General features: G+C 64.0%; 5 protein-coding genes. 3 read left to right on the top strand and 2 right to left on the bottom strand.

Annotated features, from left to right (window positions below; all coding sequences use genetic code 11):
• Window positions 1-106 precede the first annotated feature (106 nt).
• Window positions 107-1237: an IS481 family transposase gene (locus ACZCWR_RS10740; protein WP_487300742.1), complete on the top strand. Its 1131-nt coding sequence runs from the start codon at window positions 107-109 to the stop codon at window positions 1235-1237.
• A 789-nt stretch (window positions 1238-2026) separates the two neighbouring features.
• On the opposite strand, the gene ACZCWR_RS10735 is transcribed toward ACZCWR_RS10740, so the two are convergent.
• Both ACZCWR_RS10735 and purL read right to left on the bottom strand, forming a co-directional pair.
• Window positions 2027-4465: a family 20 glycosylhydrolase gene (locus tag ACZCWR_RS10735; RefSeq protein WP_487300741.1), complete on the bottom strand. Its 2439-nt coding sequence runs from the start codon at window positions 4463-4465 to the stop codon at window positions 2027-2029.
• 235 nt (window positions 4466-4700) lie between these two features.
• The gene (purL, locus tag ACZCWR_RS10730) at window positions 4701-8738 is read right to left on the bottom strand and encodes a phosphoribosylformylglycinamidine synthase (RefSeq protein ID WP_487300740.1); all 4038 of its coding nucleotides are present in this window, start codon (window positions 8736-8738) and stop codon (window positions 4701-4703) included.
• Window positions 8739-9114: 376 nt separating this feature from the next.
• Here purL and ACZCWR_RS10725 point away from each other — a divergent pair, with 376 nt between their 5' ends.
• A complete protein-coding gene (locus tag ACZCWR_RS10725) occupies window positions 9115-10407 on the top strand; it encodes an FAD-dependent oxidoreductase (RefSeq protein ID WP_487303305.1) in 1293 nt (430 codons plus the stop codon).
• 91 nt (window positions 10408-10498) lie between these two features.
• Entirely contained in the window at window positions 10499-12061 is a 1563-nt protein-coding gene (locus ACZCWR_RS10720) for an NAD(P)H-hydrate dehydratase (RefSeq protein WP_487300739.1), read from the top strand.
• Window positions 12062-12123: the final 62 nt, after the last annotated feature.

Genomic DNA, 12123 nt, shown 5'->3' with positions numbered 1-12123 from the left:
GCGGGGGGGTAACTTTCTTTGCTGCTGTGTATAGACGGGAGACATCGCTGACAAACGTACGAGGACATGGTTGACACTTTCGGGTACTGAAACCCCGGTGCCGACCATGACTTGGAACACAAAAGACACGATGAGCCTGCGACAAGAATTCGTTCATTTGGCCACTCAACACACCCTCACAATGACGGAGTTGTGCGAGCGCTTCAACATCAGCCGGCAGACCGGCTACAAATGGCTCAAGCGGGGTGAGCAGGCACTGGCCGATCGCTCGCGCCGTCCCGCCAGCAGTCCTTCGAAGAGCACTGAGGCCATCGAGCAGGAAGTGGTACGACTGCGTCTGGCCCATCCGTGCTGGGGCGGACGCAAAATCAGCCGACGCCTTCAGGATCTCGGCTTTGAAGGGGTGCCGCACCCCAGCACCGTGACCTCGATCCTGCATCGGCACCAACTCATCCTGCCAGCCGAGTCCGCGAGGAGCGAGCCCTGGAAGCGCTTTGAGCACGCGCAGCCCAACGCCCTCTGGCAGATGGATTTCAAGGGACACTTCGAGACGCTGGACAAGCAGCGCTGCAGTCCGCTGACCGTGCTCGATGACCATTCGCGCTTCAATATTCTGCTGCGCGCCTGTGGCCCGACCGACACCGCAGCCGTGCAGACGGGGCTGCGCGAGGCGTTCGCACGATACGGCTTGCCTGCGCGCATCAACACCGACAATGGTGCGCCGTGGGGCTCGCCCAGCAGTCCGGGGCAACTTACTGAACTGGCGGTGTGGCTGATCCGGCTGGACATCGGCATCAGCTACAGCCGGCCCTATCACCCGCAGACCAATGGCAAGGAGGAACGGTTTCACCGCACTCTGAAGGCCGAAGTCCTGAACGGGCGATGCTATGAGAACCTAGAGCGCGTGCAGACGGTGTTTGAGCGCTGGCGCATCGTCTATAACTGCGAGCGGCCGCACGAGGCAATCGGCATGGCCACCCCCGAGAGCCGCTATCGGGCAAGCCCGCGCGCGTATCCCTCCATCCTGCCGGAGATCGAGTACAGCCCGGACGACGTGGTGATGAAGGTCAGATCGGGTGGGCGCGTGGACTTCGAAGGACGACGCATCAAGCTATCCAACGCGCTTTATGGGCTGCCGGTTGCGGCTCGTGCAAAGCCCGGTGAAGACGGGGTATTCGACTTCTGGTTTGCCCATCATCGGATACTGACACTTGACCTGAGGGACCCAAAAGCCTGACCATAAAACTGTCAACGATGTCCTCGTACATCTGTCAACCATGTCTCCGGTCTATACACTGCTGCAAAGAAAGTCACCAAAGAAAGCAGCTTTTACCCCCATGCACGCTGGCTGGAGAGGGTTGGTCTGGATTAACGATACAGTGGCCGCGTTAGGACGTCCTACGTTCGGTTAAGCGGGTGGGCAACCTAACGATTACGCGCTCGAATCCTTTGGTGTTAGTGGTCCGCATTCATTCATTCGGCCATGCGCTGCGCGCGCCGAGAACGTAAGAACGGAATCCCGCAGCGTATGAGTGCCCAGCCACATCACACCGCATCGCACCTCTCCCATTGGGCCCAACCTTGGTAAGTGCGTCCGGGCAAAGCATGCACACCAACGCAAGTCACCTTTTAGTCGGAGCACTAACCAAGGTAGGGCCGAATAGCAATCTTGCGGGGAAGCGTGAGGTGGCTGGGCGCTTATAGGCTGCGGGATTCCGTTCCCAAGTTCTCGGCGCGCGCAGCGCATGGCCGAATGAATGAATGCGGACCACAGAACCAAGAAGATTCGAGCCCGCAATCGCGAGGTTGCCTAAGCGGCTTGTTATGCGTGGCAAGTCCTATTGCGGCCACTGTATCTGTTAATCCGGACCAACCCTCTCCAGCCATCGTGCATGGGGTAAAAAGCTGCTTTCTTTGGTGACTTTCTTTGCAGCAGCAAAGAAAGTTACCCCCCCGCCGGGGAGGCGGCTACTGAATAAACAGCACAACCAAGAGAAGCCCTTTCCACGACACAAACGGCAAGCCGTCAACGAACCGCAACCCCCGCCCGCACCACCAACTGCGCCCGCTGCAACTTGGGCATCTCCCGGTTCTGCACCACGCTGGCAAACCCCGCCCAATCCTGCGCGAGCGCGGCCTTGTCCACTTTGTCCGTATCGCCGAGTGCGTAGCGTTCGCCTTCCTTGTACGGCCGCTCCCATGTCGCGCGATGCCATGCGCGCTCTGCAAGCGCCAGCAAGCGCGGATACACCATGTACTCGAACTGCTGGTCGTTGCGCATGACTTCCGCCCACGCCTGCCCCTGAATACCTTCGATGCGCGGTGCAGGCCCGCTGCCGGTCGTCACCTCGAACGCCTGCCCATCGCGGCCAGCGAAAAGCTCGGCGTTCTGCGGCAGATTGTCCGGCGCGAGCGAGAACGTCTTGAAGCTGTCCGTGGCATGCGAGCCCCAGTAATAACCGCGCTCGTGCTGATCGAACGAAGACGGGAAGTCGAAGTACAGGTAATCCGGCAGCGCGAGCACGGTCTTGTAACCCTGCGCGCTCAACGAACGCACCGTGTCGGATGCGCCCCAGAACACCGTGTCCCACATCGTGACCATGACGTTCGATGTCGCGAAATCCTGTGGCCCGCTCGCGTGCTTGATGCCGTCCTGCCACGCGGCCATCGTGCCGGCGCCGTTGGTGCGCACGATCTTGCTGACATCGCGCGCGAACATGGACGGCAGTTCCTCCACGGACGCGACCTTGCCTGACTTGATGAGCGCGGCGCATTGCGGCGAACGCGCCCACGGCAGATCCTGCGCGGCAAGGTTCACGCGACCTTTGGCCGGGTCCGTGCCGTCGAGCGCCTGAAAGCCACCGCCGAGCAGGATGTTCTTTGCCTCGTCGCCGCCGAAGTGCCAGATGCCAAGCGGTGCGCCTGCTTCACGATGCATCGACGCGATATCGCCGATGACTTTCGCCACGAAACGCTGCGCGCTGTCCGAGCACGGATTGATGAAGCTGCGCCGGTCGTAGAACTGCACGGTCGTGACGTTCGAGGTATCGGCGGGATCGAGCAGCCGGTAGGCGCGCGCGGCGGCTTCATCGCCCTGAGCGTGCAGGCGTTGATAGCGCGCTTCCATCGAGACGACCGCGGCGCGTGCGTGCCCCGGCATGTCGATTTCGGGAATGACTTCGACGAAACGATCCGCCGCATAACGCACCAGCGCCACGTAATCCGCGCGGCTCAGATAGCCGCCGCCCGAGCGGTTGTCCGGACCGGAACCGAGTTGCGGCAGCAGACATTTCGTTTCGGTCAGATCGTGACAGCGTTTTGCGCCCACCGAAGTCAGTTCAGGCAGCCCTGCGATTTCGATTCGCCACCCTTCGTCATCGGAAAGATGCAGATGCAGGCGATTGAGCTTGTACGCGCTCATCTGATCGATCAGGCGCTTGAGCGTGGCGGGCTGGCGGAAGTTGCGCGCGAGGTCCGCGTGCATGCCGCGATGCGTATAACGCGGCGCATCCTCGATCGTCGTGATGGGCACGTCACCGCCGCCGACCGGCGTGAGCGAAAGCAAGGTTTGCACGCCGTAGTAAAGGCCCGCCGCGTCGTACGCATCGATGTTCGCGCCGTTCGCCGCGATGCTCAGCCGATAGCCGCCCGACAACGCGATATCCGCCGGAAGTGACGCACCGCTGATTTGCCCGCTCACATGCAAACCTGCCTGGCTCAAGCCGAGCGTACCAAAGCGCGATTTAAGAGCCGCAAGCTGCGACCCGCTCAGATTCGGCAACGCAAGATCGAACCCGGCGACATGCACACTGCCCTCGCCCGCCGTCTCCCGCAGCACCGAAGGCAACGCACGCGCGGCGGTCTGCTGCGCGCTCGGCAGCGCCGCTTCCGCATTCGCACGCGCCACTTGAACTGGCGTCGCGGCAAACGCGGATGCATTGTCCGCGCTCGGCGGAATGGCATCGACGTAACGGGTTTCGTCGTCGGTATCGTTGTGCGCGAGGACGGTGGCGGGCGCGCCATCGGTCACGACGTAGGCACGCGGCAACAGATCGCTGTAGCGGTCATACCAGTATTCACCGACGAACGGCACTTCGATCCGCTCGCCCGCTGCCAGCGAGAACGCGCCCGCGCGCGGCGTGATGACGTACAGATCGCCGGTGATATGCCGCCAGGCAAACGCCGGATGATCGACGCTCAAAATGCGCCGAATGCTATGGATGTACAAGGTCCAGCCACCGGCCACCACGTTCCCGCTCCCGGTGTTTTCTAGAATGAGACGCCCGCGCGCGCAACTCGCGCTGTCCGCGCCGAGACCCGCGCAATCGGTTCCGGTTTTCGCGGCGTCGTTGGCGTCCACGGCGACGCGCAGCATGAGATTCCGGCTCACCATGGCCACGCGCGCGGTGGGCGTGAGTTCAGTCGCATTGCCTGAATCCGAACCGCCACTGCATCCAGCGATCATGCACGCAAAAGCTGCTAGTAAGCAAAAGATTAGCTTGGCTAAGTAATTGTTCGACACTTTTATTTTTTCTCCTCCGACGCGGCCCTCTCACCGCAACCCGCAAACTATACCTGCAACTTTCAGAAACGTAATTTTGGGATAAATGCCTGTCAGCAACAAAGGCAGGAATCCAGATGAAAAAACACCCCGGGACTTTCGTCTCGGGGTGCCGTACATCAAGAAGAAAACGACGTGCTTAGCCGAGGAATCGCCGCGCATTCTGGAACACGCGCAGCCAAGGGCTCCCGTCCGTGGTCCAGTCGTCCGGCGTCCAGCTCATCTGCACATTGCGATGCACGCGCTCCATGTGCGGCATCAGCACGGAGAAGCGTCCATCGGGCGTCGTGACAGACGTGATGCCCTGCGGCGAGCCGTTCGGATTGAACGGATACTGCTCGGTCGCCTCACCGCGATGATCGACGAAACGCATGGCGACGAGCGCTTGCGCCGCATCGCCTTGTTGCGAGAAGTCAGCGAACCCTTCGCCGTGCGCAACCGCCACCGGAATGCGCGACCCTTCCATGCCCGCGAAAAAGATCGACGGCGAGTTCTGCACTTCGACCAGCGAGAACCGCGCTTCGAACTGCTCGGATTTGTTGCGCGTGAACTTCGGCCAATGCTCCGCGCCGGGGATGATCGACGCGAGGCTCGACAACATCTGGCAGCCATTGCAAATACCGAGCGCGAACGTATCGGGACGCGCGAAGAACGCAGCGAACATGTTCGAGAGCTTCGCGTTGAAGCGGATGGTTTTCGCCCAGCCCTCACCCGCGCCGAGCACGTCGCCGTAGGAGAACCCGCCGCACGCCACCGCGCCCGCGAAGTCTGCGAGCGTCGCGCGACCTTCGAGCAGGTCGCTCATGTGGACGTCGTGCGCCTCGAAGCCCGCGCGGTCGAACGCATACGCGGTTTCGAGATGCGAGTTGACGCCCTGTTCGCGCAAGATCGCCACACGCGGGCGCGTGTTGGTCGCGATGAACGGTGCGGCCACGTCATCGGCGGGATCGAAGGTCAGGACCGGCGAGAGGCCCGGATCGGCGGCATCGAGAATGGCGTCGTATTCGGCGTCGGCGCAGGCGGGGTTGTCGCGCAGCCGCGCGATGCGCCAGCTCACTTCGCTCCACGCGCGATGCAGATCGATGCGCGGCGCATCGAAAATTTTCTTGGCATCGCGATAGATTTCGATGACGCCCGTCGCATTCGGCTTGCCGATGACATGCGCGCACGCCGACAGACCGTGCTCGCGCAACGCGCTCAAAACCGCGTCGCGCTCGGACGCGCGCACCTGCACGACCGCTCCGAGTTCCTCCGTGAACAGCGCGCGCACCGTGCGGTCATCGCGGCGTCCGCTGGTCTGCTTCGCCCAGTCCTTCGCGTCGCCGTAATCGGATTCGTGTTCGGCGTCCAGCGCCAGCATGTCCACGTTCAGCGACACACCCACGTGCCCCGCGAACGCCATTTCGCAAACCGTTGCCCACAGGCCGCCATCCGAGCGGTCGTGATAGGCGAGCAGCTTGCCGTCCGCGTTCAGCGCTTGAATGGCCGCGAAGAAACGCTTCAGGTCTTCGGCGTCGTCCACATCGGGCACGGCGTCGCCGACTTGCTGCGTGACTTGCGCGAGAATGCTGCCGCCCATGCGGTTGCGTCCGCGTCCCAGATCGATGGCAATCAGCACGGTATTCGCGTCGTTCACGAGTTGCGGCGTGAGATGACGGCGCACGTCTTCCACCGGCGCGAACGCGGAAATGATCAGCGACACGGGCGACACGACTTCCTTGGCCGCGCCGTTCGAATCCTGCCATTTGGTGCGCATCGACAGCGAATCCTTGCCAACCGGAATGCTGATGCCCAACGCCGGACACAATTCCATGCCGATGGCCTTCACCGTGTCATACAGCGCGGCGTCCTCGCCTGCGCTGCCACACGCGGCCATCCAGTTCGCGGAGAGCTTGAGCTTGTTCAGCGATTCGATCGGCGCCGACGCGATGTTCGTCACCGCTTCGCCGACCGCCATGCGGCCCGACGCCGGGGCATCGATGACGGCGAGCGGCGTGCGCTCGGCCATCGTCATGGCTTCGCCGCGAAAACCGGCGTAGTCCATCGTCGTGATCGCGCAATCCGCGACCGGCACTTGCCACGGGCCGACGAACTGATCGCGCGCGGTCGTGCCGCCCACCGAACGATCGCCGATGGTGATGAGAAACGACTTGCTGGCGACGGTCGGATGCTTCAACACTTCCACCGCGATTTCCGACAGCGCCAACCCCGTCACATCGACCGGCGCGAACGTCACGCTTTCCCGCTTCACATCGCGATGCATCTTCGGTGGCTTGCCGAGCAGCACGTCCATCGGCATATCGACGGGTTCCTGACCTTCGTTGGCATCGTCGATGAGCTTCAGTTGGCGCGCTTCGGTCGCCACGCCGATCACGGCCATCGGGCAACGTTCGCGTTCGCAGATGGCCTGAAACACAGGCAGTTCTTCCGGCGCGATGGCGAGCACATAACGCTCTTGCGCTTCGTTCGACCAGATTTCGCGCGGCGAGAGGCCGGTTTCTTCGAGCTGAACCTTGCGCAGTTCGAAGCGCGCACCTTTGCCCGCGCCATCGACGAGTTCCGGGAACGCGTTCGAGATACCGCCCGCGCCGACATCATGAATGGACAGAATGGGGTTGTGCTCGCCCATCTGCCAGCACGTGTTGATGACTTCCTGCGCGCGCCGCTGGATTTCCGGATTGCCGCGCTGGACGGAATCGAAATCGAGTTCGGCAGTGTTCGCGCCCGTTGCCATCGACGAGGCCGCGCCGCCGCCCATGCCGATGCGCATGCCCGGCCCGCCGATCTGAATCAGCAACGTGCCCGCAGGCAGATCGTTCTTGTGCGTGTGCTGATCCGAAATATTGCCGATGCCGCCCGCGATCATGATCGGCTTGTGATAGCCGCGCACGCGCCCGCCGACGTTCTGCTCGTACGTGCGGAAATAGCCGCCGAGGTTCGGCCGCCCGAATTCGTTGTTGAACGCCGCCGCGCCGATCGGCCCGTCGATCATGATTTGCAACGGCGACGCGATGCGGTCCGGCCGTCCATACGGTGCGTGCTGATCGCCGGGATTGCGGGACGCAGACGGCACCGCGCTGTCGCGGTCGTTTTCCCACTTCTGGCGCGCATCCGGCAAATCGAGGTTCGATACCGTGAAGCCCGCGAGACCCGCCTTCGGACGCGCGCCACGGCCCGTCGCGCCTTCGTCGCGGATTTCGCCGCCGGAGCCCGTAGCCGCGCCCGCGAACGGAGAAATGGCGGTCGGATGGTTGTGCGTCTCGACCTTCATGAGCGTGTGCGTCATTTCGGTGTGCCGCTGGTAGTGCTCGTCCGCGCCGCGCGGGAACCAGCGTTCGGCCATGCCGCCCTGCATGATCGCCGAGTTGTCCGAATACGCGACGATGGTGCCTTCGTGGTTCAGCTTTTCCGTGTTGCGGATCATCTGGAACAGCGAGATGTCCTGCTTCTCGCCATCGATGGTCCACTCGCCGTTGAAAATCTTGTGGCGGCAATGTTCGCTGTTGGCCTGCGCGAACATCATGAGTTCGACGTCGGTGGGATTGCGTTCGAGCGTGCGGAAGGCATCGACCAGATAGACGATTTCGTCTTCCGCGAGCGCGAGGCCGAGTTCCGCGTTGGCGGCATCCAGCGCCGCGCGTCCTGCGCCGATGATATCCACCGTCTGCAACGGTTTGGCGGGCAGTTCATCGAAGAGATGCAAGGCCTGATCGCGCGATGCCGCCACGTTCTCCGTCATGCGATCGTGCAACGCGGCGGCGACCGCGGCGCGCGCCTCGTCCGACAGCGCCTTCTTGCCGCCGAGAAACCCGCTTTTCATGACGACCGAATACTCCACGCCGCGCTCGATGCGCCGCACGCTCGCCAGCCCGCAGTGATGCGCGATGTCCGTCGCCTTGCTCGCCCACGGCGACACGGTGCCAAAGCGCGGCACAACCATGAACGTTTCGATGTGACCGCGCCCTTCCGGCGCTTCGAACGGCGCGCCGTAATGCATGAGCGCGTGAATGCGGCTGGTGTCTTCATCGGAAAGCGGCTCGGCCGATGCGACGAAGTGCAGAAACTGGCCGCGCACGCCGACGATGTTGGCATCGATGCGGGCGAGCGTTTCGAGCAGACGGGTTTGACGGAAATCGGAGAGGGCCGAAGCGCCGGGGAAACACGAGAAGTGGGCCATTGACGGTTGCGTCGAAGACGTCTGTGTGCCGACTCGATGCAGGCCCGATGCGCCGGGCAGGCAAAAGCGGCGTGAGGCGAAAGGAAGACCGCGATTATAACCCGGATGCGTCTCGAAATCGGACCGCGCGGCCGTCCGCAGGTTGATGCGCGGTGCACGCCGCGCGCGTCCAGCGCGGACTTTCATCCTGAAAATGAGTCTGTTGGACGACCATGCGCCCGGGGCTGCCTCAGCGCGACCATTTGGCGCTATCATGGCGCGCTTTCTTCGGGCGCGGCGCATTCCCGCGCCCGCCGTCCCACCGGACGACGCGCGGCCGCCCCGCCACGCGCCGCACCGCGCAGTACAACCACGCGCCTTCGGGCATCACACTGTCATGGATGTCATCGTCATCGGCGGAGGAATCGCGGGCATCGCCACCGCCTATCAGTTGCATGCGGCCGGGCATCGCGTCTGCGTCATCGAGCGGCACGCGACTGTCGCGCAAGGGGCCACGTATGGTCAGGGCGGCGCGCTGCTGCCCTCGCCGCTCGATGTCTGGTTCGGCCCGACCTTCATGTCGTCGCCTCGGACGAAGCAAAGCGGCATGCTGGTGAAGCCCGGTTTCGATGCCGCCGCGCGCGAGTTCCTCAAGCGGCTGAATGCGCTGCGCGAGCCGGAAGCGTTCGCGACGCAGTACGCGCTGTTGCAGCCGCTGGTCGCGGCGTCGCGCGGGGTCATCGACGAAATCGAGAAGAAGTTCGAGCTCGAATTCGAGCAGCGCAGCGGCATGCTGCATCTGTTCCGCCATCAACGCGATCTCGACGATGCCCGCCCCGCGCTCGATCTCCTCAAAAGCTATGGCGTGCCGTTTCGCGTGCTGGAACCGCACGAATGCATCGCGGCGGAATTGTCCGTGCCGGACGATCCGCCGTTCGCGGGCGGCGTGCTGCTGCCCGAGGAACGCACCGCGAATTGTCCGCTTCTCACCAAGCAACTGAAGCAGATTCTCGAGGACGGCGGCGTGCAGTTCCGCATGAATCGCGAGGTGACCGGCCTTCGTCTGGACGATGCCCGCGCGATGGTCGAACTGGCCATGCCGCACGAGCAAAAGAAGCGCGCGGCCGATGTGGAGACCATCGCCGCGGATGCGATCGTCGTCGCGGCGGGCGTGGATACGCCTGCGCTTATTGCCGGTGTGAAGGCAACCAATGCGCTGTTTCCGCTGCGTATGAACACGCTTACGGCGCCGGTCGCGTATGAGGAACGCGCGCCGCATCTGACCGTGGTGGATTCGGTGAAGCGCATCACCATGACGCGGGCGAATCAGCGGCTGCGCATTGCGGGCGCGGGCGTGTTTCAGAGCGCGGCGAAGGCCGACAAGCCGCTCGATGCGGGACTCGCGCGCCGCGCGCTCGACCTGCTCGGTCAGGCCACGCACGACTGGATTCCGGGCGCGGCGAAAGTGTCCGCCGCGCGCGCTTGGGATGGCTTGCGTCTGCTGTGCGCGGACGGCCTGCCGGTGGTCGGCGCGACGCGGCATTCGCGCTTGTTCGTCAACGCGGCGCACGGTCCGGCGGGATGGGGACTGGCGTGCGGCTCTGCTAGAGTGATCGCGGATCTCGTCTCGCGCACCACGCCCGAGGTGCCCGCCGATACGCTTGCCGCGTTGAGCATCGAGCGGTTCTGAGCGTTTCTGAGCACGGGTGCGGCCGGGCATGGTTGCTGCGACACGCGACGGTCTGCCTCCTTGCATCGTTTTGCGCACCCGACGACTCGCCATGACCGTGCCTCCCTCCTCCGCTTGCTTCATTCCCGGCGACGAACCGCTCGCGCTGCTCACGCTCGCGGAATTGCGCGCGCTCGAAGCACGTGCCGCCGCCGCGTTGCCGCCGCACACGCTGATGGCCCGCGCAGGCGATGCCGCCGCGCAAGCCCTGCGCGCCCTTCTCGATAACGACGATGCAAACACACGCGCGCTGCCTGTCTGGATCGCGGCCGGCCCCGGCAACAATGGCGGCGATGCACTCGTGATGGCAGAGCGTTTGCATCGCGCGGGGGTGAAGGTGCGGGTGTGCATGCCAGTCGAAGTGAAGCCCGACGATGCGCGCTGGGCACTCGAAAGCGCTCGCGCGGCAGGCGTTTCCATCGATACCGACATCCCCGCTTCGTTCGACGAATACGGCTGGCTCGTGGACGGGCTTTTCGGCATTGGACTCGCGCGGCCTTTGGAAGGCGTGTTTGCGGAGATCGCTGCGCGCCTGACGCGCCGTTCGCACCGCGTGCTCGCGCTCGATGTTCCGAGCGGCCTGAACAGCGACACCGGCGCACCCGTCACCGGAAGCGACACGGTTCGCGCCAACGCGACCGTCACCTTTCTCGGCGCGAAACCGGGGCATTACACCGCGCAAGGCCGCGACGCGTGCGGCAAGCTGTTCGTCGCGATGCTTGGCGTCGAGCCGCCCGCAGCGCCCGCCATCCTGCTCAACGCGCCTGCGCTATTCGCGAGCCACATGCCGCCGCGCGACAACGGCACGAACAAGGGCACGTTCGGCACGCTCGCGGTCATCGGCGGCGATACGGGCATGTGCGGTGCGCCGGTGCTTGCCGCGCGCATGGCGCTGTATGGCGGTGCGGGCAAGGTCAATGTCGCGTTTTTAGGCGAAGGCTTTCCGCCCTACGATCCGCCGCATCCCGAACTGATGCTGCATCGCGTCGATGACTTCGCGCTCGATCGCATGGACGCGCTCGCGATCGGCTGCGGCATGGGCAAGACCGACCGCGCAAAGAAAGTCCTCGCCGATGTGCTGAAACTCGACACGCCCAAGCTCCTCGACGCCGACGCGCTCAACCTCGTCTCAAAGGACGATGCACTCGCGCAAGCCGTCTCGTCGCGCGGCGCGCAGGGCGATCCGTGCATCCTCACGCCGCATCCGCTGGAGGCGGCACGGCTGCTCAAGTCCGACGACGCCAAAACGGTTCAGGCCGACCGCCTGCACGCCGCGCGGCAACTCGCGGCGCAATACAACGCCGTGATCGTGCTCAAAGGCTCGGGCACGGTGGTCGCCTCGCCCGATGGCCGCATCGTCATCAATGCGACGGGCAACGCGGGGCTCGCGACGGGCGGCACGGGCGACGTGCTCGGCGGATTGATCGGAGCATTGCTCGCGCAAAAACTGCCATCCTTTGAAGCAGCGCTCGCGGGCGTGTGGCTGCATGGCCTCGCCGCCGAGGCGCTGACCGATGACGGCATCGGCCCGGCGGGACTCACGGCGGGCGAACTCGCGCCCAAGGTGCGCGATCTCATCAATCATCGTTTGTATAGGCACCAGAACCAGAGATAGCTGCGCGCAATGCAAGCAAGCAGTCATGCATCGTCGCTATACTCTTTTTTGATTCGGCATTG

This window comes from Caballeronia sp. A2-2 (assembly GCF_057612605.2).
The sequence above is the reverse complement of the archived record's forward strand: the minus strand, read 5'-3'. Positions and strand labels throughout refer to the sequence as shown.